The sequence below is a fragment of the Paenibacillus sp. FSL E2-8871 genome (assembly GCF_038000345.1).
Classification (GTDB): domain Bacteria; phylum Bacillota; class Bacilli; order Paenibacillales; family Paenibacillaceae; genus Paenibacillus_AQ.
Genome location: NZ_JBBOBV010000001.1, coordinates 1,473,842 through 1,499,990 on the forward strand (window position 1 = coordinate 1,473,842; position 26,149 = coordinate 1,499,990).

Consider the following 26,149-nt stretch of genomic DNA (forward strand, 5'->3'; position numbering starts at 1 on the left):
GCTTCCCCTATATCTATTGAGGATGGGATGGTTATTGCTAAACATAAAAAATGATTACTAATATGGTCCACGATCGTTCACTCCTTTAAAGGTGAAACACTGTAAGTAATTCTTACACTTTTACTTCCCCCTTTTATCATTATAATTATACATATATCGTTAATGAATATGCAGTACTAAATTATAGCTATCAGATTAGGAGACCTTTTCAATTATGAACCAGCATCTTAGGCATATTCACCCACTAGCTTGGACCATCATCGTCGGTACGATGTTCGGACGTTTGGTAACTTCAATGAGCATTCCGTTCTTATCCATCTATTTAACCCAAGTCCTTGGAGCCACCCCCACACAAACGGGGATTACGGTAGCCGTCAGCTCTCTGGCGGGCGTAATGGCCAGCTTCTACGGAGGATATATCTCGGATATTGTAGGCCGCAAAATTGTCATGTTAATCTCCGTATTTGGCTGGGCAGCAGTATTCTTCGGATTCTCTGTTGCACAACATCTGTGGGTATTCTTCCTGGTCAACACCCTGAACGGTTTATGCAGATCCGTGTTTGAGCCCACATCACGGGCACTTTTATCCGACATTACCCCTGCTGAAAGTAAGCTGCTTGTATTCAATCTTAGATACGCTGCGATTAATCTTGGTGTTGTCTTTGGTCCGATTATTGGAGTACAGCTCGGTTCTGCCGAATCTACGTTTCCTTTTATGATCGCTGGTATTGTATATGTTGCATATGGACTTGTACTATTCATCCAATTTAAATTGCATCGTTCAACCATGCAGAGTCATACGCAAGCTGAACCACCACGTTTACTTGAAGCCTTGGCAACAACCGGTAGAGACCGTGTATTCTTGCCAGTTCTACTTGGTACAATCTTTTGTGTACTTGGATACGGACATTTTGGTTCAACTATGGCGCAATATTTAGCAATGAACACCCATTTCACAAATGGTGGACAATTATTCTCCTATATGTTGTCACTCAATGCCATTACAGTGCTCGTGGTACAATATCCTATCGTACGTACTGCAAGCAAATTCTCACCGATTGTTCCATTGATTCTCGGAAATATCTGCGTTGCTATTAGTCTTCTCTTAGTAGGTTTAGCTGAAGGTGTAGCCCTTCTAATGTTTAGTGTCGTACTATTTACGATAGGGGAAGTACTGCTCTTTACGATGATGGATATGTTAATTGATCGGATCGCGAAGCCAGAAATGAAGGGTACGTACTTTGGAACGATTGGCTTTAACAATTTGGGGAGTGTAATCGCGCCTATCTTCGGCGGTGTATTGCTGGATCATTATGGAGCTCAGAATGGCCTTACGATCTTCCTGCCACTCGCTTTAACCACGGCTATAGGTCTTCCTTTTCTATTCGTAGCGCACAAGAGGCTTACTGCTAGAGAGAAGTTATCTCTTGGCGTAGACGCTAGCACATAAAAGGCTAAATTTTTTAAATCTAAAGGTTATTATGGGGCAATCCCAAATTAGTTAACATATTAATTATTATGTAAACTTATTGAATGAATAAAGCCTATTCACAAATGAGCCGGACCGTTTCATTGCAGAACATGCAATCGAAACGGTCCCTTTTTCACAAAAAAATCATGCTAATTGTAAACCTCCTGTAGCAAATTCGCCTGTACTTTCACATATTGTCTCAGTTCCAAAGGTTCCACAATCTCGCCTTGTCCAAGTATTCCCCAAATATTCGTACATGCACTATCATAGCTATACATATTTACAGTAAGGGTTATTTGATCTCCTTCCTCTACTCTATTCATAATCTCCACCCCGTGTAGCGAGGCCTCTCGCCTCTTATCCGTTCTAATCAATACTGGGTAGATCTCTTCCTCTTTACAAGCTTGCTTAAATCCCCTCTCCTGCTGCTTCCAGTGCCTTTCTAATGAAAAGTCCTGAGGGATAGCATACTCTTCTTCTATAAGGTGTGTAGAGGCGATTCGCTCACATTTAAACGTGCGGATTTGTTCTATTTCTTCACAGTAGGCTATAAGATACCACTCTTCTTTTTTCACAACTAGACCATAGGGCTGTAATTTCCTGCTCGAAATGACTCCGTTAAGCTTGTGGTACTCAATCTGCAGTTTCTGAGATCTCCAAACAGCAGTTCGAATCGATTCCAGACATGGAATCTCTAAGCGTTCTGTCCACCAAGGCGTATCATCAAAATAAAAGCGTCTTTGTGCCTTCTGGATATCATTTTGATAGGAAGCGGGTAATGATTTTTCTAATTTCAAGAGGGTTGTCTTTAGCTTTAATCCGGAATCTGTATGTCCGCCAGTATGAATCCCCATTCCTGTTAGAAATAGATTGATTACATCTTCCCCATGAAGCTGATTTAGGTTAACAGTATACCCCTCCATCAAGGAGATGCCACCATTCGGTCCCGGCGTGGATAACAGTGGTATTCCTGCTTCAGCTAATACATCAATGTCTCTATAGATAGAACGTACGGAGATTTCCAAGGCTTCAGCTAAGTCATTGGCCTTCATCTTCCCTCTTGATTCCACTAATAATAAAATTGCAATCAAACGATGCAAGCGCATGGGGAGCCTCCAAGTTTTTCTTTTTTTATAGTATACATCATAATTCTTGCCAAGCTGTTGTCAACAATAGAAGGTTATGATTAGTTCATTACATTAAAGGAGCTGAAACACATGAATATAGGCGTATTGGGAACTGGATTCGGAGCTTATCATGCGCAGTTATGGATGATAATGGATCGAGTAGACAAAGTAATTATCTTTGGTCGGAAAGAAGCTAAGCTGCAGGAGCTAAAACAAGCTTTAGGCGTTGAGATAACTACTAATATTGACGATATTATGCTTGATTCCACCATCGATGTGATTGATATCTGTTTGCCCTCTTTTTTACATAGGCAGTATGCAGTCGATGCGCTTAAGCATGGAAAACATGTATTCTGTGAGACACCGGTTTGCTACAACTTAGAAGATGCTCTTGCGATGAAGGAAGCTGAACAACTGTATGATTCGCGAATTCTCGTAAACCAGTTTATTAAATTCGATCCTGCGTACAAATATCTTTACGAAGCGACTCATAATGAGAAATACGGAAAACTCTTATCTCTTACCTTAAAAAGAGAAACGCCTCCGTTGTGGGGGGACCTTGGCCTACACGCTATCGCTACAAATCTGATGATTCACGAATTGGATTTTGTGACCTGGATGCTGGGGTCTATGGAGCCGCACTCGGTTTGGGGATCCGATGGTGGTAAAAGTAATCAAGCCTTTGTCCGTGCAATTTTTCAACAATCTCATGTATCCGTAGAGATCGTTGTTTCTTCACAAATGCCGGCTTCGTATCCTTTTACCGTAGGCTATGAGGCTTATTTTGAACAAGGCAAGCTTGTCTATCAAGAGAGTGACAACATGAATGGAGCTGTTGAAAGCTCATTAATTGAATATACCGCTGAAGGTAAACAAGATCTTTTGTTAGAACCAGCTAATCCCTATGGAAAAAGTTTGGAGTATGCACTCCAATGTCTAGTGGAGGGTAGTTCATCAATAATTGAGTTAGACCATGCGATACAAGCTATAGAACTAGGTATTTGCATTGAAAAAAAGCTTGTATAAATGGATCAAGGGATGTTATATCCTTTTTCATGGGTTTTGTTTGTAGGGTGAGGTGAATTGTTTATTGATGTGTAGTGTCTAGGGTGAGACGGTAGTGGATTTTGATTAATCTATTGTGAATTTTTCATATGATGAATTAGCGGAAAATAATAGCGATAAAATCAAAAATCAATACTTTTTATAAGCCCCCTTCTCCTATCTAATGTTAATTGGTATCTGAAACAATAATCAGTTAACATAATAATGATTATGTTAACTGATTTCAGGAAATCGATTTTCCACACTCGTTCACCGCTTCTTTAGCGCAAGTGCGAACCGTTCTATCGTCTCTTTGGATAATCCATTTACACTCTTATTCTTCCCTTTTACCACTCGTAGAACCACTCGATCTAATGCAGTCATCTTTTCTTCGTAAATCTCATCACCGAACACTTCTTTTGTAATTGATTGGTTATACAGCTTCTCTGGAAATGAAGATTTCAATTCTTGTATGGCTTGCTCCCCCTTCGCTCCTGCACAAATAAACAATCCAACGCGCTTTTTAGCTAGTTCATTTTGATATTTTGAAGTAAACTCCGTCATTTGTTTTTGTATTTTCCCAAAATAAATAGACCCACCTAAGATGACAGTATCGTACCGTTCTAATGTAGGCTCTTTAGCATGCATTAAATTAACTACTTCAGTCTCATCATCCAATTGATTTTTCAATAAATAGGCAGCTTTCTCCGTACACCCATATTTAGAAGTATAAATAATAATCGTCTTCATTCTGATTCTTCCCTCCACCCTCTGATCATCCTACTATGTTAAAGGCTCACGTATCTCCCTGGTGGCTATTGAAACCATAGAATCCAAATAACAAGATATCAGTGCTTCAACCTGATATTCAGGCAAATCCTTTTCCACAATCAAACGCATAATTAATCCGAACGCAGCACTCCATATCACTTGAGCAGTGAGCTCTATCGAAGATTCCTTATGTTGTTCTTTCGATTCGAACCTAGACAGACATTGACAGAGCATACCTATCGCTTTACGCTCCTGACCAGCTCCCTTGAATAGAACTGCTGTGTAACTAAGAACAGCCGGTGTATCATTTAGCATAACATTACGGTACTCAACACTTGTGGAAAGGGTCATCCTGATCCATTGCTCAAGCGATTGTCTCAAAAGCATATCTGGTGGCAGTTCATGCTCTGCCTTTCGTTGTACAGACTGAAGCCCGTCAACCATATCTGTATATTTCTGTTGCAAATATCTCACCACAATTTCATCTTTACCCTGAAAGTAATGATAAATAATACCCGGAGAATACTCGATTTTCTCTGCAATTTTGCGAATAGAAAGCTTTTCAATCCCCTCCTCTGCAATCAACAAAGCCGCAGCCTCTAAAATTCTTTTCTTCATTTCCTCACGCTCACGCATTTGCCTTTGTTCTTTAGTCATCATGACGTCTCCTTATAATTTGAACATCGTTTAGTCATTGAACATTGTTAAATATATATAATTTATAACGCTCTTTTCTATATAGTAAGTCACAGGCAAACCACCCAACCCTTATTGTCATATCCAAACATGAAAAATCCGCCAGTCCTTATAGACTGGCGGAACCAAACTTCATGATGTTAAAGGATTACAGACAAAGAGTTTTAGTGATGATAACCAACAGGATAAACAGAACCAGAATCGCTCCTGTGGAAGTAAATCCACCATATCCTCCTGCGAATTCGCCCATTTTAACTCCTCCTTTGTAATTGAGTACACCATAAGATATGCTAAATCCCACTCTGTGCTTGGGTGAAATGAACAAAAATAACCCAACAATCCTGTTAAGACTGTTAGGTTATTCATTTATGGTTTACATAACAATTATTATGTAAACTATTGCTGCATTTATCTTAATTATCGTAAGATAACCATTAATTTTTCATGACTACATCATCGCTGTTACCTTTACAATTATTAACCTTATTATTAGTTAATGTGTTGAAGTATTGACTCGGATTTCCTTGAGGCGGATTAAAACGCTCTTTAAATTCTCCATTTGTGTACTCTCCAATCACTCTATGCCAGAAATTACGGGCAGGCGTATTCGCGCGTACCTGTGACACCTTCCAGTCGCCTGGGTACATATCAAACAACTTATGCGCTGCCCAGGTCCCCACACCGCTCCGGCGATATTTTTGCATCACAAAAAACTCAGTCATGTAAAATTGCCCTTCGGGATCATACAACAACCGTTCTACCAATGCAAATCCGGCAATATTCCCGTCTACTTTAAACAAATACGCTAATTTATTGTTGCCACTACTCCAAAATGATTCTAATCCCGGATAAGCTGGATATACTCCATCTTGATCTACATCAAGCTCCAGATAACGGGTGAAATCATATAAATAGTACTGCATTAGTTTGCTTATCGTCTGTTTCCGCTCTTTGGGAACCAGCTCCATTCCAAGTTCCATTTAGTGCACCTCTGCCATTTATGTTTACTACACATCATATAACTTAGTTACTTCAGGAGCAAGTTCATCACTAGTAATTAGCTTTGATCAAAGCCCATGGGAGGACAAAACATGATAAGATAGAAAGAAGAAATGATATGCATACTATGGAAAAGGTGAATCACATGAGCGTTCAAAAGAACGATGACCGTAAAAAACTGGATCTAAAGCTACCTCTCATGCCTTGGTTCGTTCAGCAGTTTATTGATTATAAGCGTCCTGACCTATCCCCATCCACCCTGCTGGAGTATATTCGGGACTATGAGTCCTTTTTCGGATGGCTACGTGCTGAAGGTCTCTCTCAAGCCAGCTCCAATACAGAGATCACACTACTTGAATTAGAAACCCTGCATATGGATAGTATTGTTGGATACCGTCTACATCTCACTACCCGTTCAGAGGGAACAAATACACGTGTAACTGTATCTCGTAAACTGTCTGCATTACGCTCATTATTTCATTATTTAAGTCAAATCGCTGAGGACGAGAACTTCTATCCTTTGCTTAAACGAAATATTATGGCCAAGGTAGAAGTTAAACGAACGCATAAGCCTAAGGATACCGCTGCTAAATTAAAGGGCAAGATTCTAGAAGATGAGGAACTGCTGGAATTCGTGGGTTATATTTTTGAAGGATATGGACGAGATGTTGAAGGAAACAAGCAGGCTTATTATTCTTTTCAATTAAATCGTGAACGCGATGCCTGTATTGCCAGCTTAATTCTAAATTCTGGCCTCCGGGTATCTGAAGTAGTCAATCTGAACGTGGATGATCTGGATATTAACAACAAGCTACTCTATGTCACTCGAAAAGGGAATAATGATGAAACCTTCAAAACCCCTGTTTATTTTCGTGAACAAGCAAAGGATGATTTAGCTCTTTATCTAAACCTGCGTCAATCCCGTTATAAAACGCCGAAGAAGGAAAAAGCTTTATTTATCGCTTTGCCCAACGGACGGCAAGAAGGCAAACGCATGACCAAAAGAGCCATTCAAGAAATGATTATTAAATATGCAAAACGCTTTGGTAAGCCCTATCTAACGGTACATAAGCTTCGTCACTCTTTTGCAACAGACTATTATCTGCAAAACGATATTTATAAAACGAAAGAACAGCTCGGGCATGCTTCGACAGAAACAACCGAGATCTATGCTCATCTCACAGACAAAACGATGTCTGAGGCGATTGAACGCCGTTTAGATAGTTAATTTTTTGCAAAAAGCTGGCCATACCCTATCCGATTTTTATGGAAAAGGTGTGGCCGGCTCTCTTTTTACATGGTTTAGAAAGACTGATCAGATTAGCATTATGTTGAATTATTGGCTTTTCTATTATGAATTTTTCATATATTGAAATGTTGTAAATAATATCGTTGGCATATTAGATAATTAGCTATTTCCGTCCTATTGTTAATGTCAAAAAGCATTTTACCTTTATCCTATCCCCGTATTTCTCCCGGAAGCTTGATAATAGTCACTTTAGCACCCGCAGATAAGCCTCGTTCCTCTGGTGGAACAACAATCAGACAATCACTATCCTTGATCGTGACCATCACGGAAGATTCGTCTATCGCTGCTGGAATGGCATAAAGGCTGCCTTCACGGATCTCTAATCGCGCTCTAACAAATCGGGTAAAGTCATTTACTCTGTTATAATCTGCACCGAGTGTGGCGCTCCATTCTGGTAAGAACGGCTGTGACGCACACTGCATTAATCTGATAACCGGACGTGCGAACAATTGAAAACCAACGAAACAAGCACCTGGATTACCTGATAGGGCTAACAGCAGCTTACCACCTCTAACAGCAGCAGTGGTTACACTCCCCGGACGCATCGTCACTTTATTAAATAACATATCTCCACTCTGTTCACGAACCAAATCGCCCATAATATCATAATCTCCTACCGATACTCCACCCGTAGTGATTACAAAATCATAGGTTTCCAGCGCCATCTGTACTTTACTTCGAGCCAGCTCCAGATCATCCACAATAGATCCCAGCATCACGGGCTCCCCACCTGCCTCTTTGACTAAAGCTTCGAGCATGGGTGAGTTGCTGTTTCGAATTTTGCCAGGCTGTAGTGGTTCATGTACCTCTAGCAGCTCTGTGCCTGTCGCAAAGATAGCTACCTTGGGCCGACGATAGACTTTCACTGTATGTTTGCCAAACGCTGCCAGAACAGCTATATCCCCCGCAGAGATTAATCGTCCCGCTGGCAGCACTAGCTCACCAGAGCTTAACTCCAGCCCCATCGGTGTGATATTAGACTTCGCTTCCTGCTTCTTTCGAATACCTACGTAAGTCTTTCCTTCCTCCTCACGTGTCTCCGTTACTTCTAGCATAACTACAGTATCTGCCCCTAACGGCACTTGTGCTCCAGTCATTATCCTTGCTGCTGTTCCCGAAGTTATATCTACCGAAGCCACAGCACCACATGGAATATTGTCCACCATTTCTAACCATACGACTTGTCCATTTACACAGTGATTGGTATCTGTTGCAATAATTGCATATCCATCCATGCTAGAACGGTTAAACGCGGGAAAAGGATGTGGCGCAATCACTTCCTCAGCCAAATAACGTCCACAGACCTCATTCAATGAGACCTCCTGTGACTCTAGCGGATTAGCAAATTTGATTATTTTGGCCTGTGCCTCTTTTACTTGAAGCGCTCTGCGCTGAAATTTATGATCCTTCATACCATACCTCCGCTCTAAATCGTCCGTTTTTTGTAGTACAATAGGTACTATTTTAACATGAGCTATCCTGAAGTAAAATGAATGGTGGAAACGACATTAATCCTTTACCGATTTCAGCTACGTAATTACAAAAAAAAGATGCGATCTCAAGATCACATCTCTTACGATTCATGTCTAGGATGCTCTAATTACCTTCACATCACCAGGAATTACTTTCTCCCCTTCATACAGCATGAACCGTCCATGTTGCCATTCTACACGCAGAAGCCGAGAATCATCTGACTGATATTGCCATACATGCTGCTCTCCACCATTCATAAAAGGGGTTTGGCCTAGGGCAGCAACATATCCTTCATACTCTTCCTCCAGAAAAAATGTATAATCATCCAGTTCAAGTGTTGTTGGAACCTCAGCAGGATTATCTAAGCGCCCATCAATAGGTTTATATAAACCATATTGCAGCTGTTCCCGCTCCTCAATATGCAAATAGGCAATTTGACTACCATCTCTTAATGTCAGCACTACCGCATTTCGTCCACGATTATGGGTCCTGCCGGTAACCTCGTAGGTAACGAGCGATACTTCACAGATGTCTCCGGGAGACAAATTAAGCATACTTTTCTGAACTTCCTGTGCCGCTGGTTTGGAAAAAAGATTACCTATACGTTTCCATATACTCAACTTGATCGTTCCCCCTACATAAATGCAGAAATAATTAAAGCTCCCGTAATTTGCAGTGAGCCTGATAATAAGCCGTACCCGATTTTGCCAAGCTGTGTACCATGATCCAGATCCAGACTCCCCCATTTAGCTAAGAGGAGACGGACCGTTCTTTCCAATATAAGCAAAAGAAAAAAAGATACAATCGAGATCAGCAAAGCATCTGGCAGGCTGTTAGAAGCAGCTATCGATGATGATAAAATGAATGCCTGTGCCAATAGCTTCATTACAAAACGTGTAGTAACTGCCATATTTCCAGCCTTTAACTCTTCTAAATCATTGTATCGAGTGAAGAGTGAATCTACGAACATCAGCACAAACAGCAACACCGCGCCGCTCACTGTCCACACGACCATGGACACCAGGATATGGAAATCCATTCTAATAGCCCCCGCTTATTCATTTTGCATGCTGTCATAAGCATAGATAAAGCGAAGAGGAAACGATATTCCTGTCTCCCCTTCGCCTGTGAACATCAGCCGTGAAACGGCTAAGATCAAATGTTATTGCTTCTCGTATTGTTTCATCAGAGCAGCCAATTCATCTTCTACTGCTTGATCTTTGTTCAACTTCTCGAACTCATCATCAAGTGATTTGTTGCCCGAGCTCATCTCGTTGCTAGCTTCGGCTTGAGCTTCTGCTTGCATCATTTTTTCTTCCATACGTTTCAGGCCAGCAGATGCGGAATCAGAGCTGAAACCACTCATCGCTTTATTAATTTCGGTTTGAGCTTTAGCAGCATTATAACGAGCAACCAAGGTTTCACGTTTGTTCTTCATTTGAGTAAGTTGCTTACGCATTTCGTCAAGCTTCCCACGAAGATTATCCGCAGATGCTTTGTTCTGATCGAAGCTAGCTTTGTATTCTACCAGTTTAGCTTCAGCAGCCTTCTTCTCTTCCAGAGCTCGGCGAGCAAGGTCAACATTACCAGCTTGAGCTGCAGCATGTGCCTGTTGCGTACGTTTGTTAACAAGCGCTTCCTGCTCTTCATAAAGCTGCTTGAACTTTTTCTCAATAGCGATTTGAGCCGCTACCGCTTTTTCTGCATCTTCCAAATCTTCGGTCATATCACGAATGTACTGATCGGTCATCTTAATCGGGTCTTCTGCTTTGTCGATAATCGCATTCACGTTAGACATTGTTAAATCGCGCAATCTTTTAAATATAGACATGGTTTCATTCCTCCAAAAGATAATTTAAATACTCACTTGATATCTTTTACGCAGAATTGCCAATCCCGTTTCACATTTGTTGCGCTAAATATTGAATTACTTTATTATTTACGATCTCAACGACCTCTTTAATACCTTCTTTCGTGAGATCGTCGTAATGAATGCCCATAACCACTGTGACCGTCCTGTTTAAAGCCTCAGCTACCCTAATGGCAATATCTTCGCTTATCGTATGCTCTTTATGATGAGGAACCGCAGAGGTCTGCACTTCCACCCGCTCTCCATTTAAATACGCAGTACTTGCCGCTCCAATATGACGAACGCCCCCACTAATTACGAGTAAGAGATCACGTCCGACAGGCGTCGCCATCAGCTCAATATCCTCAGGGTTAATCTTGTTAGAAGTCAATAGTATCTCCTCACTACTCCACTTTATATAATGCCACGTATTTCATCCAAGGATTGAATATTTTCTTGAACCATGAATTGCTCAAGCTCTTCAACAAGCTGGCTACCTGCTCTCAAATTCATGAAATTGTAGGTTCCTACTTGGATTACCGAAGCACCTGCCATAATAAATTCAATAATATCAGTAGCTGTGGTGATGCCCCCCATTCCGATTACTGGAATAGATATGTTCTGTGCGACTTGATGCACCATGCGCAATGCAACTGGCTTAATCGCTGGTCCGGACAGTCCGGCATACAAGTTATTAAATACACTACTTCTCCGTCGCACATCAATTTTCATCCCGGAAATGGTGTTGATCAGCGAGACAGCATCTGCTCCCTCTGCCTCACACATTTGCGCCATCTCAACGATATTCTCAGCACCTGGAGACAGCTTTACCGCAAGTGGTAGCTTAGTGGCACGTCTAACAGCTTGTACTACTTTTTGCGCTTCTGAAGTCTTGATTCCAAATGCAATTCCGCCCTCTTTTACATTTGGACAGGAAATATTCAACTCAATCATATCAACAGCTGGTTTACCTGCGCTTGATCGAAGATCTGCATCACGCTGGATCATTTCTGCTCCAAGTACGTAATCCTCAAGCGTCCCGCCGCCAAGATTCACCAAACGGGCTGTATCGAGTGTTTCCCAATAAGGGCATTCTTTTTCCAAGAACGCAGCTACACCGGGATTCTCCAATCCTACACTATTCAGCATGCCAGAGGCTGTCTCATAAACACGAGTGCCAGGGTTACCTGCTTTTGGATGGAGGGTGAGCCCTTTCCCAGAGATTCCACCTAGCAAAGATACATCATACAGCTTTCCATATTCACGACCAAAGCCGAATGTTCCTGAAGCCATTACAATCGGATTCTTAAAATGAACGCCTGCAATTGTTGTACTCATCTTAGTCATGAAAAATCACCTCCTCAGAAAGGAACACGGGTCCGTCTGCACAGGCTTTTCGCTGACCATCACGACAAGAAACACTACAAACAAGACAGGCACCAATGCCGCAAGCCATTCGATTCTCTAGAGAGAGATAAACTTTTGTATTGCTTCCTGCCTCTTCGGCCGCTACGCCTTTAAGCTGTGCTGCTTTAAGCATAGGATGTGGGCCGCAAACGAAAACATGATCATATTGACTAAAATCCACACGATCCAAAATAAATCCGCCTACATCTACTGTAAGCTCGGCTGCTAATGGACGAAAAGCTTCTGTCCGGTAAGCTTCCCGACTAAAACCTAGAAAGATATCACAACTAGGCAGCTGCTTTGCACAATAATATAGCGGCGCTATTCCGATTCCACCACCAATAAGTGCAACTTTGCCTTCGACCTGTGGGAATCCCGTGCCAAAAGGCCCTTCAAGCTCCACTGAGTCACCAGGATTCAACCATGAAAATATCTCAGTGCCTTCCCCCACTACGTGATATAAAAATTCGACACTATCTTCTTTTACTTCATGTATACTTAACGGTCTGGAAAGGATCGGATAAGCATCCCATGCCCGTAACATGTAGAATTGACCCATTTCACCGCCGCTATTCGTTTCAACTTTAAGGTGGTACACTCCGTCAGTTAGCCGATCGTTACTTAAAACCATCCCCACGTTATCAAGCTCCTTCAAATTTTATCTTTATTAAGATTGCCTTAGAAGGAGTATAAAATCTGTGACAAACTTCACATTCAAAGCGCGCTATCCCTTTTTCCAGATCCCGCGTTCATAAGGTTTGGGGACATTACGTACGCCTACAAGCGCTTCTTCCGCATGTAAAGCCCAATAGGGATCGCTCAACATCCCACGGCCAACGGCTATCAGCTCTGCCCGTTCTTCCGCGACGATGGACTGTGCCTCAGTAAAGGATTCAAGCCGCCCCACAGCAATTACAGGCACCTGTAATTCACTACGGATAAACTCTGCCAGATCCACTTGATAAGCAGGGCCTGCACCCAGCCCTCCATTTGAACCTATAGGACCTTCTCCTCCAGAAGAAACATGAAACAGATCCACTCCAGCATTCTTATACCGTCGGCAAATATCCAGAGCGTATGCAGCATCGTATCCACCCTCTACATATTCCTTCGCAGATATTCTCATAATCAATGGCATGTCTACAGGAACCACTTCTCGGACTGCTTTAACTACCTGTTCTCCGAACAACGCAGGATCTTGTCCATATTCATCATCTCTGGTATTCGTCAATGGTGAATGAAACTGGTGAATTAAATAACCATGTGCACCATGAATTTCGACCGTATCAAATCCTGCCTCTATAGCTCTGCGCGCCCCTTCACGGAAGGCCTCAATTAATTCTGAAATTCCCTTTTTAGAAAGAGCCTGTGGCGTTTTGAAATTAGCATCAAAAGGAATTGCTGATGGAGCCACTGGCGGCTCTGCATCCACAGCTTTTCGTCCAGCATGTCCTAATTGAACAGCGATTTTTGATCCATACGCATGCACACCATCCGTGATTCTACGATAAGCTTCAATTTGCGAATCACTCCAGATTCCTGTATCTCGATTAGTGATTCTACCATCTGGATGTATGCCAGTCATTTCCACGATAATAAATCCTGTACCGCCAATAGCACGGCTTACATAATGAACATAATGCCAATCATTAGGGATGCCATCCTCTTTATCCACCGAATACTGGCACATAGGTGGCATGACAATACGATTCTTCAGCGATAACCCCTTCAATTCATACGGTGCAAACAAATCAGACATTCATGTCTCCATCCTTCCGTAATCTATAATTGACTCGGGAATTCCCCGTTCTATTAGTATACACGCATTGGTTCCTTCAAGAAATCTTAACCAATACTGTATTGTTATCAGCATAAATTTACCCATCTGTGGAGATAACAATTAAGAATATGACGGTGATCAGGTAGTAAAGGAGGCAGATGGGGATGTATTTTCAACGGAGAGGTCAGAAACTGCTTGTAATATTAGGAACAATCATAACTATGCTATTCCCAACCTATTCTTCAGAGGTTGCGTCAGCGCCTGTGCAGAGTCAGAAGACTCCGCAAGAACAAACACAAAGTGTACCCGCTTCAGACGAAGATACGGCAATTTCAGCAGGTAGCGCTGCTACAAATAGTTCGACGCTTAACAGCAATAAAAACACTAAAGGTCTGACATTAAGTCAGCTGTTACACAAATATCCAGAGACTTTTAAGACTAGTGGACCTCGGAATAAAGTCATAGCACTTACTTTTGATGATGTTCCTGATCCAAGATTTACCCCCCAATTGCTTAACACCCTGAAAAAATACAATGTCAAAGCAACCTTCTTTGTGGTGGGAAGCAGAGCAAAAAAACATCCAGCTTTGGTGAAAAGAATGATTAGAGACGGACATGCGATTGGAAATCACTCGTATAACCACCCTCAGTTTGTGAAGCTTGCGATGAATGATTTTCGATCACAAATCATAAAGACCGAGGATATTATACAAACCTTGGCCGGATATAAACCACGACTAATTCGCCCACCCTATGGGGACATCAGTGAACAGCAGCTTAAATGGGCAAAAAGCCATGGCTACACGCTCGTGAATTGGAATGTGGACTCATTGGACTGGAAGGGACTTTCCAAAAACCAAGTCAGAAATAATATTCTAGCCCATATTGGAAGAGGAGCGATTATTCTTCAGCACGGTGGAGGCGGTCCAGGTAGTCATCTACAGGGAACGATTCAGGCTTTACCTGAAGTAATCACTATTATGCGCAAGCGGGGCTATACATTCGTTACCGTTCCTCAATTACTACAAGTGTCCAAAAGTAAATAAATTACCCCCAAATATATATTTTATAATACGCAAAAAACGGAGGCAGCCGCTAAGGACTCCCTCCGTTTCCTGTGTAACCTTATTTTAGAACTTTTCATATCTCATAGGTATTCTCTCTATTTTTATCTATCTATTTAACAATGTATAATTGTACATATTGATAACCGAATGATGATACAAAGCTTTGGCTACCAGGGATAAAGATATCGATACGATTGCCTTTTATAGCACCGCCCACATCCGTTGCCGTTGCTAAGAATGCATCTTTAGGCAATCCATCATGTGAATGGCCTGTCACCAATACTTTGGTTCCGAGAGGAATCACATTTGGATCAACAGCAATAGTTCCAAGCTTGAGAGGATTTCCGAAATAATCTACTGCACCCCATCCGCCGTTCTCACTGCTTGCAGAAGAATAAGCTGAAGCTTTGACTTGAATCGATTTGTCATAATTAAAGGACTTACCCCATGCTTCAACTGTTTTGGACTCTGAGTTTACATTAAGACTTGGTATAATCACTGGTGATTTGTCAGTTGTAGTTACGGACTCAGCCTGCATCTTACTAGGGATAGTAATTTCAAGACCTTCGTAAATGTTAAGTGCTGCAACGTTTGGGTTTGCTTTCATTAATTCATTCACACCTACATTATATTGCTTGGATAAAGTATAAAAAGTGTTGCCATCCTTAGCGATATGAACGCTGTCTGCATGAGCTGGAACGGCATGCAGTAATGCACTGATTCCCATAATTGCAGCAAGGGTTTTAATTGTTCTAAATCTGTTCTTCATAATTGCCTCCTCATTAGATGGGCGTGAACGGTATCACTTCCGTATACGCTCGTGTACATTTTAAGTACTTATGTACAACCCGTGTGTGATTTCTTGATGTGTTGCAGTCTTTTGTAAAACTGACAGGACTTAATATATCACAATTTTGTAACCTGTGCTTATGTAATTGTTACCATTGTGAAAAATCAAGTTTCAATATTGTCATTTTTTCGGATTGTGGTTAACATATTTTTCATTATGTAAACTACATTAAAAGATCCATGTACCATTTTTAAAAATTATCATATAAAATTCCCGAAGATTTTACATAGCGTTAACATTTCATGCTTTATCCAATAGTAGAATGATAGAATATAATAAATAGAATAGATACAGACAACGAATCATATTTGGAGGTCCCATGAATACAGAAGAGAATAAAAACAACCAAAGCAGCCCAGCCACTGCTTACCTCAATAGAGATTTGAGCTGGATCGAATTTAACCGACGCGTGCTGAAAGAAGCTCAAGACCCTGATAATCCGCTAATGGAACGGGCTAGATTTCTGGCTATCGTCTCAAGCAATCTTGATGAATTCATAAGCGTTCGAGTGGCAGGAATTCAAGATCAAATCCGGGCAGGCTATACTAAAAAAGATTTCACTGGCTATACCCCTTCCGGGCTATACAAACGTCTCATCAAGCGAGTTACCAAAATTGTTGCCGACCAATACCGGATTTTCCGTGATATTTCACGGAGTTTGCATAAAGAAGGTATCGTTTTTGTGGATTATGAGGATCTCACTCATGCACAGGAACAGTCCATAGAACAATATTACCGGGATATCATTTATCCTGTACTTACGCCAATGGCTGTAGATCAGAGTCGACCGTTTCCACTCGTTCATAGCCAATTTATCTATTTAGCAGTAGTTCTTACTCGTAAGAATGGCCTTGAAGAAGAGCCTTTTTTTGCTATTCTGCAAATTCCATCTAATCTGCCAAGATGTATCCCGCTACCACACCGGTCTAACAGTAAGAAACGGCAGTTCGTATTTATAGAGGATGTCATCCGTCATCATATTCAAACTTTATTTAGTGGTTATGAGCCCGTTGCCGTTAGTGAATTTCGTTTGACCCGCAACTCTGATCTCACGATCGACGAAGAAGGGGCCGAGGATCTTCTAGAAGAGATTGAAAAGGAGCTGCGCAAACGTCGCCGTGGTGTTCCAGCAAGACTTGAAGTACAAAAAGGAATTCATCCATATGCCTTGGAACAGCTGCAAGCTGAGTTTGAAATTGAAGATTTCGTATTCGAAATTGAAGGTCCGCTAGATCTAAGTTTCCTTCGTAATTTCGCCGGCAGTATTAAGGGCTTTAGTTACTTAAACTATCCGAGCATTGAACCCGTCTACCCTGCTGAATTTGAAGAGAACGAGGATTTCTTCGAGGTATTACGTGAGCGAGATGTTCTGGTCTACCACCCTTACGAATCCTTTGATGCGATGACGGACTTTATCATTCAAGCGTCAGAGGACGAACAAGTGATGGCCATTAAGATGACTCTATATCGGGTAAGCGGAAACTCTCCTCTGATCACTGCACTCGCTAATGCTGCTGAATCCGGAAAACAGGTAACAGTAGTTGTAGAGTTAAAAGCCAGATTTGATGAGGAACGTAACATCGCTTGGGCTCGCCAACTTGAAAAATCCGGATGTCATGTCGTCTATGGTCTTATTGGACTCAAAACGCATGCCAAAGTCACCTTGATTGTCCGTCAGGAAGGTCATGAATTACGTCGCTACGTGCATGTAGGCACAGGAAACTATAATGACAGTACAGCCAAAGTCTACACGGATCTCAGTCTATTTACCGCTCAAAGCGATATCGGTCTTGATGCTTCTGAGCTGTTTAATCAAATGACTGGTTATTCCGCTGATTTTGACTGGAATGCCTTCATTGTAGCTCCAACGGACATGAGCCTTTCCTTACAAAAGCTGATGAAGCGTGAAGCGGAGCATGCTGCAGCCGGCAGACCTGCACGTATTATTGCCAAAATGAACTCACTCTCTAATCAACAGGTCATCGATGATTTATATGGTGCCGCACAAGCTGGTGTTTCTATCGATTTAATCGTTCGGGGGGTTTGTTGTCTACGACCGGGGATTGAAGGCTTAAGCGAAAACATTACGGTTCGCAGTATTGTCGACCGCTTTTTGGAGCATTCAAGAATTTATTATTTTGAAAATGGTGGTAAGCCTGAGGTGTATTTATCCAGTGCAGACTGGATGACTAGAAACCTAACTCGACGGATCGAGCTGATGTGTCCAGTCAGAGATAGCAATATACGTAAACAAATCGTTAAGATTCTTGAACTATCCCTAAAAGATAATGTGAAGGCCAGCTTCTTACAGCCTAATGGATATTACGAGCAACCAGACGACAAAAAGGCCCCTTTCCGGAGCCAGTTCGCAGCAATGGATGTTACACGTTGGAAGGGAACCCGAGTTTTACCTTCACCGCCCAAGCATTCTTAAATGCTTTTAAGGCGTTCTCAATGTCCTCTAGACCAATCAGAAGCGCTGATGTGCCCTCAAGGTCCAGATTAAGGGTATTGCCGTGCAGATTAGCATTCAAGCCGCTTACAATCCCGATCTCGGTGCTGTCCAGTGCAATGCTTAGCTGTACAAGTGACCCAAGCCTATGAATCCACTCTTCGTCGGAAGGCAGCAAAATGTCCTTATACATCTGGGACAATTTCTGCTTCCGGCTTTTTGTGCTATACGAGGCAATCATCGCGCATAGGATAAGCTGGCGGTGTGTCAACCCGCGAATAGGTGAATTCATCAGCCAATACAAGGTGTGTCGTTTAGATTGATAATAGTTAATGTTAGACCCTGTTCGATGTAGCATGATGGATACATAAATTAACATCTCATGTTCAGCTTTATTCTCCTCATCCTTGAACGCGTCAAACAGACTTAGAGCAAGCTTGTTAATATGATCTAAATACCGTTTAGATGTACGAATATCAAACCGAATAATCGTATTTAAACTGTATTCAAGCGCACTGTCACGCACCGGTTGCTCCGGCTTCAGTAGATCATGTAGCATACCTTCCCTGAGCCCTTCCCCGCTGATTACAGCCTGGCTAGCCCCAATATACTGATATACCGTATGGAAAATAATCAACCCGGATACAATGATATCTGCTCGACTCTTTGACAAACCATCTAAATCTTTACGCTTATCATAAGGCATTGAAGGTAATGTGTTCATAAAATGCTCAATCGTCTCACTGGCCATGGTGTAACCGTGAGAGTTAGGTAATGAGTATGCTCTAGTCTTTTGATCCAGCTTACCTAGAGAACGAACCGTACCTCCCAGGCCAAACAGTGGAAGACCTGCTGTAGCGTTAAGCCAATCATGCTCTACCAATCTCCCCAGAACATAGGTCTCCAGCTTCTGAATCTGCTCTCCATTCCAGTTCCCGCCTTGACCAAACATTAGATTGGTATTCACCGCTCCGAACGGAAAGGAAATGCTATGTTGATAACGCCGCCCGCGAAAAAGTGTGATTTCAGTACTCCCGCCACCAATATCGATGACATAACCATCTTCAACATTAAATGCATTTATGACACCTAAGAAGCCAAAGTAAGCTTCCTGATGACCACTGATAACCTCAATGGGTATGGTTGAAGCTTTTGACAAAAAGGCAATAATTTCACTGGAGTTAGCAGCATTTCTGATTGCTGCTGTAGCGCCCGCACGAATGGTCTCTACATCAAAAGCATGGCAGATCTCCTTAAACTGGCGCAAGACTGGGATGATAGTCTCCATATCCTTCTGCTCCAGTCGACCTTCCTTCGTAATCTTCTCACTAAGACGTGCAGAGTACTTACACTCCTTGATGATCTTATAGCCTCCCTCCGGCGTTGTATCATAGATTACAAGACGTATGGAGTTAGAACCAATATCGATAATGCCTATCCGGCGCAGATCATCTCTCATTATGTATGTACTCCTTTTCAAGTTGATTGACCATCTATTATACATGGTTTACATAAATAAATGAACTCAGTCCATTATATCCTCAAATTATGCAACTGTTAAAAAAATAAAGCGGCACCCGGATAACTTGCCCGAGCGCCGCTACAATTTGACTTACTTATAACACTTTACTTAAAAAATCCTGTGTACGTACATGCTGAGGATTTCCGAATACTTGTGCAGGTGTACCCTGCTCTACAATCACGCCGCCATCCATAAATAGAATACGGTCGCCCACTTCGCGTGCAAAGCCCATCTCATGCGTAACAATGACCATTGTCATCCCATCTTCTGCAAGCTTCTTCATAACTTCCAGCACCTCACCAACCATCTCTGGGTCAAGGGCTGAGGTTGGCTCGTCAAAGAGCATCACATGAGGCTGCATTGCCAGCGCACGGGCAATCGCGATCCGCTGCTTCTGTCCTCCTGACAGTTGAGCAGGATATGCATCCTTTTTATCTTCAAGGCCTACAGTCTTGAGCAGCTCCATTGCGAATTTATCAGCTTCGGACTGCTGCTGTTTTTTCACCTTAATCGGGGCTAGTGTAATGTTCTGCAGAACTGTTTTGTGAGGAAACAGGTTAAACTGCTGAAATACCATTCCCATCTTCTCACGTGTGACATTAATATCGTGCTTTTTGGAGGTAATAGATTCACCTTCAAAAGTGATTTCGCCACCAGTTGGCTGCTCCAGGAGATTCAAACAGCGCAGAAAGGTACTTTTACCCGATCCACTCGGTCCGATAACGACGACGACCTCACCTTTATGAATCTCCAAGTCAATTCCCTTGAGAATTTCCAGCTTCCCGTAATTTTTTTGCAAGTTCTTAACGGCGATCATCGGTATTCAGCCTCCTTTCCAGTCTACCTAGGATCTTCGATAGCGTAAATGTCAGCACAAAGTACATAAATGCGATAATTACAAGTGGTGTCATACCATCGTAAGAAATCGTTGTAACCGTACGTGCTTGAAACATCAAATCCGTAACGCCGATAAAAGAAATAATCGATGATTCCTTGATAATGGTAATAAATTCATTTCCGATTGCCGGAAGAACACTCTTGAGTGCCTGCGGGAGTATGATATGGCGCATAGTCATCCCTTGCTTCATTCCAAGCGAACGGGCTGCCTCCATTTGTCCACGATCTACCCCTTGTATCCCAGCACGGAAAATCTCTGCAAGGTAAGCAGAACTGTTAATGGATAAAGTGATTGCCCCCGACTGAATCGGTGTGAACTCAATCCCGAATGTTGCCAATCCATAATGGATCAGAAACAGTTGTACAAGCATAGGTGTACCACGAAGGAATTCTACCCAGGCTGTTGCCAAGAAGCGAAGCACACCCCATTTGGACATACGTAGCAAGGAAATAATAATCCCTAGAATAAAACCAAAGAAGACGCCTAGAACAGCAAGCAGCAAGGTATACTGCAAACCGGTTAGGAAAAAATCACGATAATCATAAGCCATTTTAAATAAAGTAATGTCCATAACCTATCCTCCCATCTCCAAAAAAATAGAAAATAGCTTATTGTCGCTATTTTCTGTATACACATACAATTTACTTTAGCAGACTTTAAAAATATCCGTTGTTTCTTTACTTCGTGCTATCTGCAAGCTCACTAGCTGCCGTTACGTACTCATCAATTTTACCTTCTGAGTTTAAACGTGTCAGTGTGCTGTTTACTTGATTCAGCAGCTCTTTATTTCCTTTTTTAATACCAATAGCATAACCGTCATCTTCAACTTCTGGCTTAGCATCAGTAATTACAAGACCAGGAACATTCTTAACGAATGATTTAGCGACGGGACCTTCAATGATAGCAGTATCTACACGATTGGATTGCAATTGTAGAACGATTTCGGAGATTTTACCAAGCGAAGTGATTTTCGCTCCCTCGATCCCTTTAGCAATTTCTTCTTGAATGGAACCAGTCTGCACACCAATTTTGGTACCTTTTACAGCATCCATAGTGGCGTATTTATCTTTGTCCGCTTCGCGCACAACAATCGCTTGCTCAGCCTTGTAATAAATGTCTGAAAGATCAACAGCTTTTTTACGTTCTTCCGTCGGGCTAAGTCCAGAAATTACAATATCTACTCTTCCGCTGGACAATTCGTTCAATAGTGAGTCGAATGGCAAGTCTTTAATTACAAGTTCTGCACCCATATCAGCAGCAATTTCCTTAGCGATATCGATATCGAAGCCCACGATAGTATCTTTACCGTCTACTACTTTATGGAATTCGTACGGAGGAAAATCTGCACTTGTGCCCATAGTAAGCTTCTTAGTAGCCCCACCGTTAGTTGCATTTCCATTTGCTGCGGTATCACTATCATTTTTATTTTGACCGCAGCCTGACAACAGGCCTACTGCTAATAACATACCTAAACTAAGTTTACCCCATTTGTTCATTTCTATATCTCCCCTATTCGTATGAAAAAAATCCAAGTTGTCTCTTTGACCGACTTATTATAAATCAGAACGCATGAATATGCAAAGGCATAATTGTGACAATAACTTCCTTTTATTGGGTTTCAAAGCAAAGAATTCATTCTTCTGAAACATATTATTCAACATTTATTCAAATTTTATATAATTTTATACATTTTTACTATTCCCTAACTTAACCAAATCATGCGGCAAATCGCCTCTTATTTTCAGCAAAAAAAGGAGTGCACTAAAGTATGAGTTATACTTCAGTGCACTCCCTTATTAACCTATTACGGAATCTAATGAATCCTTATTCCGTAATTTCATTATAAATATCAATGTACTGTTGCGCCGATACATTCCAGCTATAATCGCCAGCGAATGCGTTTTTCGTAATCTTTTTCCAATGTTCAGGCTGCTTGTATAATGAGATCGCCCGGCGAAGTGTAAACATCATATCGTGGGCGTTGTAGTTACTGAATGTAAAGCCGTTCCCTTCACCGGATTCTTCATTATAAGCATGAACGGTGTCATTCAGGCCACCAGTTTCCCGCACAACAGGTATGCTGCCGTAGCGTAAAGCGAGAAGTTGACTAATCCCGCAAGGTTCAAACTTGGAAGGCATAAGAAAGATATCACTAGCAGCATATATTTTGCGTGAGAGTGCATCATTAAAGAGGATTTGTGAAGATAGCTTTGTCGGATAACGCCAAGCCGCTTCCTTAAACCACCGCTCATAGGACTCATCCCCCGTTCCAAGCAGAACAAATTGAATGTCATCCTTATACAATAGCTCATCCAATACACGCGTAAGCAAATCTAAACCTTTGGAATCCACAAGACGAGTAACCATAGCCACCATCGGAATATTAGCATCCACAGGTAGTCCTAATTCCTCCTGCAAGGCTAATTTGTTCTCCGTTTTCTTCGCCAGATTAGAACGATAACGGGTAACAAGACTTGTATCTGTTGCAGGATTATAACTTTTTGTATCTATTCCATTCACAATACCGCTTAAAACATCCGCTCGCGCATTCAACAATCCATCCAGTCCGTAACCATAATAAGGTGTTCGAATTTCTTCCGAGTAGGTTGGACTTACTGTGGTGACACGGTCGCTGTATACAATGCCACCTTTTAAGAAATTCACATTCCCGTAATACTCCACGCCTCCAAAATAACTGCTGTCCAGACCCAATAGCTCCCCAAGTACCTCATAAGGAAACACACCCTGATACAACAGGTTATGTATGGTAAATACACTTCGCATTTCGCTGTAAAATGGATTGTGTCGATAATGACCCTGAAGCAGCATTGGGATTACAGCCGCATGCCAATCATGGCAATGCAAGACGTCCGGCTGAAAATCAATAGCTGGCAGACACTCCAGCACCGCACGATTATAGAACGCGAAGCGTTCCCCATCGTCCATATATCCGTAGATTCCGTCCCGTCCAAAATAATATTCATTGTCGATAAAGTAAACGGGAATACCGTCGTAAACCATATGTTCGATTCCGCAGTACTGATTACGCCAGCCGATTGGCACATAAACTTCTGTTAAATGCTCCATTTTTGAAGTGAACTTTTCTGGAATCCCACGATATTTAGGCAAAATCACTCGTACATCCACCCCGGCACCCTTCAGCGCTTTAGGTAATGCCCCAATGACATCGGCCAGACCACCCGTTTTGATAAATGGATGAGCTTCAGCTGCGGCAAATAAAACTTTCATGATTATTTCCCCCTTTAAAGTGTACGGATTCTCTATTCGTTCTTTAATCTATGACTCATTTGCCTCTTTACTCTTACCCACTCGTGACGTTTTCTTAAACACCAGGAAGCTAAGAGGCGGTAATGTTAGCTCTATACTGTTCACCTGATTATGCCATTCTAACTTTTTGCTCTTCTGAGGCAAGTTGTGTATACCCGAACCTCCGAACGCTACATCTTCCGAGCTAAAAAGTTCTTCATAAGTCCCTGGGCGTGGAACCCCTATACGATACTGTTGACGCTGGACAGGTTGAAAATTGATGATAAAAAGCAACGTATCTCCAGGCTTCTTGCCTTTACGCAGATATGAAATTACGCTTTGTTCATTGTCATCTGCATCAATCCATTGATAACCCTCTTGGGAATGATCAAGCTCCCACAGGGCTTTCTCCGAGCGATACAGTTTATTAAGTGCAGCAGTGTAAGCTAGCATACCACGATGGCTGTCATAGTCCAGCAGTAGCCAATCCAGCTGCTCTTGATCCTTCCATTCGATAAATTGACCAAATTCTCCTCCCATGAACAGAAGTTTCTTTCCGGGATGGGATATTTGATAACCGAGCAGTTGCCTAAGTCCTGCGAACTTCTGTTCATAAGAACCGGGCATTTTGTCCAGTAACGACTTCTTGCCATGTACAACCTCGTCATGTGATAAAGGTAATGCATAATTTTCGGCATAAGCATAACATATTGGAAATGTTAATAAATTATGATGATGAGGGCGCCCCCAAAAATCATGTTCTATGTAGCCCAAGGTGTCATTCATCCATCCCATATTCCATTTGTAGTTAAAACCGAGGCCACCTTCATGAGCTGGCGCTGTAACTCCCGGCCAAGCACTAGATTCTTCTGCCATCATTAATGCCTTAGGAAAATACTGAAATATCGCTTTATTCAGGTTCTGAATAAACTTAATGGCTTCTAAATTCTCCAGACCACCATTCACATTACGTCGATATTGATGAGCTTGTTTCTCAAAATCGAGACGTAGCATACTGGTAACCGCATCTACACGCATCCCGTCAATATGATAATACTCAAACCAAAAGAGTGCATTAGAAATGAGGAACGAAGAAATCTCAGGCTTGCTGAAGTCAAACGATAGGGTTCCCCAGCCTGGTTTTTCCGCTAACATTGGATCTGCATATTCATAAAGTGGCGAGCCATCAAACATTCTTAAACCGTGTGCATCCTTTGCAAAATGGGCCGGAACCCAATCCAGAATGACACCAATTCCAGCTTGATGCAAATGATCAATTAAATACATCAACTCATGGGGTTCACCATATCGGCTCGTAGCCGCAAAATACCCCGTCCCTTGATAGCCCCATGACAAATCGTATGGATGCTCAGCAAGCGGCATAAACTCAACATGGGTATAACCCATTTCCACCAAATAAGGAATTAATAATTCACTCATTTCCTGATAGCTGTAAAATTCCCCGTCTTCTTTCTGACGCCAAGTTCCAAAATGCATCTCATAAATGTTCATCGGTTGATGATATGGAGCTTTACTCTTTCTCCGCCATGCAGCATCTCCCCAACGATAACCACTGAGATCCGTAACAACGGATGCAGTCGCCGGTCGAACCTCAGCTTTGAAGGCAAAAGGATCCGCTTTTAGGAAGCTGGAGCCATCACTGGCAACAATCCTGTATTTGTAAAAAGTTCCCGGCTGTATTCCCGGAAAAAAACGACTCCAAAATCCTGAATCGGGTATCTTATATAACGAGTCCATGTCCTGCGTTCCATCCCAGCCATTATGATCACCAGCTAGTCCTACATATGTCGCATGAGGAGCCCACACGGTAAAGCGCACGCCCGTAACGCCTTCTTCAGCGGCAGTGTGCGCACCCAGCATAGAATAGCTGCGATAATTGGTGCCCTCATGGAACAAATAAATATCAGATGCTGACGGAAGGGTATCGATTGTTGCTTTTTCAGCCAATTCTACACCACCTTTTTTGAATGCTTGTACCTATTACATTACCCGAATATTACCATTTTGAAAATGATTTGATGTGAAAACAAAAGATTTTCTGATAAAGAAATATTAATTGTAATTTTTCTTTTTACACAGCAATATACTTCACCTATGTCGTTTCAAGTGCTTGTCGTGAGTTTATATATCAAGCATTGACAAAATA

General features: G+C 42.0%; 25 protein-coding genes. 5 read left to right on the forward strand and 20 right to left on the reverse strand.

What is annotated here, in order from left to right:
* Window positions 1-214 precede the first annotated feature (214 nt).
* Window positions 215-1,450, forward strand: coding sequence for an MDR family MFS transporter (locus NYE25_RS06800; protein WP_076283578.1), 1,236 nt, complete (start codon window positions 215-217; stop codon window positions 1,448-1,450).
* Window positions 1,451-1,620: 170 nt separating this feature from the next.
* Here NYE25_RS06800 and NYE25_RS06805 read toward each other — a convergent pair whose 3' ends face one another.
* On the reverse strand, window positions 1,621-2,577 hold the full coding sequence (locus NYE25_RS06805) for a helix-turn-helix transcriptional regulator (RefSeq protein WP_341145513.1): 957 nt from the start codon (window positions 2,575-2,577) through the stop codon (window positions 1,621-1,623).
* Window positions 2,578-2,688: 111 nt separating this feature from the next.
* On the opposite strand from NYE25_RS06805, the gene NYE25_RS06810 reads away from it, so the two are divergent.
* Window positions 2,689-3,624, forward strand: coding sequence for a Gfo/Idh/MocA family protein (locus NYE25_RS06810; RefSeq protein ID WP_341145514.1), 936 nt, complete (start codon window positions 2,689-2,691; stop codon window positions 3,622-3,624).
* A gap of 288 nt (window positions 3,625-3,912) precedes the next feature.
* Here NYE25_RS06810 and NYE25_RS06815 read toward each other — a convergent pair whose 3' ends face one another.
* The 4 genes from NYE25_RS06815 to NYE25_RS06830 all read right to left on the reverse strand — a co-directional run bounded on the left by NYE25_RS06815 (window position 3,913) and on the right by NYE25_RS06830 (window position 6,089).
* The gene (locus NYE25_RS06815) at window positions 3,913-4,392 is read right to left on the reverse strand and encodes a flavodoxin domain-containing protein (protein ID WP_076298729.1); all 480 of its coding nucleotides are present in this window, start codon (window positions 4,390-4,392) and stop codon (window positions 3,913-3,915) included.
* 33 nt (window positions 4,393-4,425) lie between these two features.
* Entirely contained in the window at window positions 4,426-5,073 is a 648-nt protein-coding gene (locus NYE25_RS06820; RefSeq protein WP_341145515.1) for a TetR/AcrR family transcriptional regulator, read from the reverse strand.
* Between the two features lie 184 nt (window positions 5,074-5,257).
* Entirely contained in the window at window positions 5,258-5,359 is a 102-nt protein-coding gene (locus tag NYE25_RS06825; RefSeq protein ID WP_197069683.1) for a sporulation protein YjcZ, read from the reverse strand.
* A gap of 184 nt (window positions 5,360-5,543) precedes the next feature.
* On the reverse strand, window positions 5,544-6,089 hold the full coding sequence (locus NYE25_RS06830; RefSeq protein ID WP_341055253.1) for a GNAT family N-acetyltransferase: 546 nt from the start codon (window positions 6,087-6,089) through the stop codon (window positions 5,544-5,546).
* A gap of 164 nt (window positions 6,090-6,253) precedes the next feature.
* On the opposite strand from NYE25_RS06830, the gene xerS reads away from it, so the two are divergent.
* A complete protein-coding gene (gene xerS / locus NYE25_RS06835) occupies window positions 6,254-7,336 on the forward strand; it encodes a tyrosine recombinase XerS (RefSeq protein WP_341145516.1) in 1,083 nt (360 codons plus the stop codon).
* Window positions 7,337-7,566: 230 nt separating this feature from the next.
* Here the strand turns inward: xerS and NYE25_RS06840 are convergent, their stop codons facing one another.
* The 8 genes from NYE25_RS06840 to NYE25_RS06875 all read right to left on the reverse strand — a co-directional run bounded on the left by NYE25_RS06840 (window position 7,567) and on the right by NYE25_RS06875 (window position 13,905).
* A complete protein-coding gene (locus NYE25_RS06840; protein WP_341145517.1) occupies window positions 7,567-8,829 on the reverse strand; it encodes a molybdopterin molybdotransferase MoeA in 1,263 nt (420 codons plus the stop codon).
* A gap of 174 nt (window positions 8,830-9,003) precedes the next feature.
* On the reverse strand, window positions 9,004-9,510 hold the full coding sequence (locus NYE25_RS06845; protein ID WP_042188751.1) for a DUF4178 domain-containing protein: 507 nt from the start codon (window positions 9,508-9,510) through the stop codon (window positions 9,004-9,006).
* 14 nt (window positions 9,511-9,524) lie between these two features.
* Window positions 9,525-9,929 (reverse strand): DUF350 domain-containing protein, encoded by a 405-nt coding sequence (locus tag NYE25_RS06850; RefSeq protein ID WP_042188754.1) that lies wholly within the window; start codon window positions 9,927-9,929, stop codon window positions 9,525-9,527.
* 123 nt (window positions 9,930-10,052) lie between these two features.
* Complete coding sequence (locus NYE25_RS06855) at window positions 10,053-10,721, reverse strand: PspA/IM30 family protein (protein ID WP_076283572.1); 669 nt, start codon at window positions 10,719-10,721, stop codon at window positions 10,053-10,055.
* Between the two features lie 70 nt (window positions 10,722-10,791).
* Window positions 10,792-11,130, reverse strand: a complete 339-nt coding sequence (gene lpdD, locus NYE25_RS06860; RefSeq protein ID WP_341128434.1) for a prenylated flavin chaperone LpdD — start codon at window positions 11,128-11,130, stop codon at window positions 10,792-10,794.
* A 23-nt stretch (window positions 11,131-11,153) separates the two neighbouring features.
* Window positions 11,154-12,086 carry a dihydroorotate dehydrogenase gene (locus NYE25_RS06865; RefSeq protein WP_076283571.1) on the reverse strand — a complete coding sequence of 311 codons (933 nt, stop codon included), beginning with the start codon at window positions 12,084-12,086 and terminating at the stop codon, window positions 11,154-11,156.
* The gene (locus NYE25_RS06870) at window positions 12,079-12,783 is read right to left on the reverse strand and encodes a dihydroorotate dehydrogenase electron transfer subunit (RefSeq protein WP_341145518.1); all 705 of its coding nucleotides are present in this window, start codon (window positions 12,781-12,783) and stop codon (window positions 12,079-12,081) included. The genes NYE25_RS06865 and NYE25_RS06870 overlap by 8 nt, the downstream gene beginning before the upstream one ends.
* An 87-nt stretch (window positions 12,784-12,870) precedes the next feature.
* Window positions 12,871-13,905 (reverse strand): NADH:flavin oxidoreductase/NADH oxidase, encoded by a 1,035-nt coding sequence (locus tag NYE25_RS06875; protein ID WP_341145519.1) that lies wholly within the window; start codon window positions 13,903-13,905, stop codon window positions 12,871-12,873.
* 185 nt (window positions 13,906-14,090) lie between these two features.
* On the opposite strand from NYE25_RS06875, the gene NYE25_RS06880 reads away from it, so the two are divergent.
* Entirely contained in the window at window positions 14,091-14,972 is an 882-nt protein-coding gene (locus NYE25_RS06880) for a polysaccharide deacetylase family protein (RefSeq protein WP_076298736.1), read from the forward strand.
* A 130-nt stretch (window positions 14,973-15,102) separates the two neighbouring features.
* Here the strand turns inward: NYE25_RS06880 and NYE25_RS06885 are convergent, their stop codons facing one another.
* Window positions 15,103-15,762, reverse strand: coding sequence for a 3D domain-containing protein (locus tag NYE25_RS06885; protein ID WP_341145520.1), 660 nt, complete (start codon window positions 15,760-15,762; stop codon window positions 15,103-15,105).
* Window positions 15,763-16,162: 400 nt separating this feature from the next.
* Between NYE25_RS06885 and ppk1 the strand changes: the two genes are divergently transcribed.
* Entirely contained in the window at window positions 16,163-18,277 is a 2,115-nt protein-coding gene (gene ppk1, locus NYE25_RS06890; RefSeq protein WP_341145521.1) for a polyphosphate kinase 1, read from the forward strand.
* Here the strand turns inward: ppk1 and NYE25_RS06895 are convergent.
* From NYE25_RS06895 to glgB, 6 genes are all read right to left on the reverse strand, one after another.
* Window positions 18,225-19,754 carry a Ppx/GppA phosphatase family protein gene (locus tag NYE25_RS06895; RefSeq protein ID WP_341145522.1) on the reverse strand — a complete coding sequence of 510 codons (1,530 nt, stop codon included), beginning with the start codon at window positions 19,752-19,754 and terminating at the stop codon, window positions 18,225-18,227. The two genes, ppk1 and NYE25_RS06895, sit on opposite strands and share 53 nt — an antisense overlap.
* Window positions 19,755-19,911: 157 nt before the next feature.
* Window positions 19,912-20,634, reverse strand: a complete 723-nt coding sequence (locus NYE25_RS06900; protein WP_042188767.1) for an amino acid ABC transporter ATP-binding protein — start codon at window positions 20,632-20,634, stop codon at window positions 19,912-19,914.
* On the reverse strand, window positions 20,621-21,286 hold the full coding sequence (locus NYE25_RS06905; RefSeq protein WP_060623393.1) for an amino acid ABC transporter permease: 666 nt from the start codon (window positions 21,284-21,286) through the stop codon (window positions 20,621-20,623). The genes NYE25_RS06900 and NYE25_RS06905 overlap by 14 nt, the downstream gene beginning before the upstream one ends.
* A 106-nt stretch (window positions 21,287-21,392) precedes the next feature.
* Window positions 21,393-22,211, reverse strand: a complete 819-nt coding sequence (locus NYE25_RS06910; RefSeq protein ID WP_341145523.1) for a transporter substrate-binding domain-containing protein — start codon at window positions 22,209-22,211, stop codon at window positions 21,393-21,395.
* A gap of 328 nt (window positions 22,212-22,539) precedes the next feature.
* Entirely contained in the window at window positions 22,540-23,964 is a 1,425-nt protein-coding gene (glgA, locus tag NYE25_RS06915) for a glycogen synthase GlgA (RefSeq protein ID WP_341145524.1), read from the reverse strand.
* 48 nt (window positions 23,965-24,012) lie between these two features.
* Window positions 24,013-25,950 (reverse strand): 1,4-alpha-glucan branching protein GlgB, encoded by a 1,938-nt coding sequence (glgB, locus tag NYE25_RS06920; RefSeq protein ID WP_081951140.1) that lies wholly within the window; start codon window positions 25,948-25,950, stop codon window positions 24,013-24,015.
* Window positions 25,951-26,149 lie beyond the last annotated feature (199 nt).

Excerpts from the sequence above, each read along its gene's own strand:
- NYE25_RS06815 (WP_076298729.1), bottom strand. The coding sequence starts at position 4,392 with ATGAAGACGATTATTATTTATACTTCTAAATATGGGTGTACGGAGAAA.
- NYE25_RS06810 (WP_341145514.1), top strand. The coding sequence starts at position 2,689 with ATGAATATAGGCGTATTGGGAACTGGATTCGGAGCTTATCATGCGCAG.
- NYE25_RS06800 (WP_076283578.1), top strand. The coding sequence starts at position 215 with ATGAACCAGCATCTTAGGCATATTCACCCACTAGCTTGGACCATCATC.
- NYE25_RS06895 (WP_341145522.1), bottom strand. The coding sequence starts at position 19,754 with ATGAGAGATGATCTGCGCCGGATAGGCATTATCGATATTGGTTCTAAC.
- NYE25_RS06805 (WP_341145513.1), bottom strand. The coding sequence starts at position 2,577 with ATGCGCTTGCATCGTTTGATTGCAATTTTATTATTAGTGGAATCAAGA.
- ppk1 (WP_341145521.1), top strand. The coding sequence starts at position 16,163 with ATGAATACAGAAGAGAATAAAAACAACCAAAGCAGCCCAGCCACTGCT.
- NYE25_RS06865 (WP_076283571.1), bottom strand. The coding sequence starts at position 12,086 with ATGACTAAGATGAGTACAACAATTGCAGGCGTTCATTTTAAGAATCCG.
- xerS (WP_341145516.1), top strand. The coding sequence starts at position 6,254 with ATGAGCGTTCAAAAGAACGATGACCGTAAAAAACTGGATCTAAAGCTA.
- NYE25_RS06905 (WP_060623393.1), bottom strand. The coding sequence starts at position 21,286 with ATGGACATTACTTTATTTAAAATGGCTTATGATTATCGTGATTTTTTC.
- NYE25_RS06825 (WP_197069683.1), bottom strand. The coding sequence starts at position 5,359 with ATGGGCGAATTCGCAGGAGGATATGGTGGATTTACTTCCACAGGAGCG.
- NYE25_RS06900 (WP_042188767.1), bottom strand. The coding sequence starts at position 20,634 with ATGATCGCCGTTAAGAACTTGCAAAAAAATTACGGGAAGCTGGAAATT.
- NYE25_RS06855 (WP_076283572.1), bottom strand. The coding sequence starts at position 10,721 with ATGTCTATATTTAAAAGATTGCGCGATTTAACAATGTCTAACGTGAAT.
- glgA (WP_341145524.1), bottom strand. The coding sequence starts at position 23,964 with ATGAAAGTTTTATTTGCCGCAGCTGAAGCTCATCCATTTATCAAAACG.
- NYE25_RS06820 (WP_341145515.1), bottom strand. The coding sequence starts at position 5,073 with ATGATGACTAAAGAACAAAGGCAAATGCGTGAGCGTGAGGAAATGAAG.
- NYE25_RS06850 (WP_042188754.1), bottom strand. The coding sequence starts at position 9,929 with ATGGATTTCCATATCCTGGTGTCCATGGTCGTGTGGACAGTGAGCGGC.
- NYE25_RS06885 (WP_341145520.1), bottom strand. The coding sequence starts at position 15,762 with ATGAAGAACAGATTTAGAACAATTAAAACCCTTGCTGCAATTATGGGA.
- NYE25_RS06840 (WP_341145517.1), bottom strand. The coding sequence starts at position 8,829 with ATGAAGGATCATAAATTTCAGCGCAGAGCGCTTCAAGTAAAAGAGGCA.
- NYE25_RS06910 (WP_341145523.1), bottom strand. The coding sequence starts at position 22,211 with ATGAACAAATGGGGTAAACTTAGTTTAGGTATGTTATTAGCAGTAGGC.
- NYE25_RS06875 (WP_341145519.1), bottom strand. The coding sequence starts at position 13,905 with ATGTCTGATTTGTTTGCACCGTATGAATTGAAGGGGTTATCGCTGAAG.
- NYE25_RS06880 (WP_076298736.1), top strand. The coding sequence starts at position 14,091 with ATGTATTTTCAACGGAGAGGTCAGAAACTGCTTGTAATATTAGGAACA.
- NYE25_RS06830 (WP_341055253.1), bottom strand. The coding sequence starts at position 6,089 with ATGGAACTTGGAATGGAGCTGGTTCCCAAAGAGCGGAAACAGACGATA.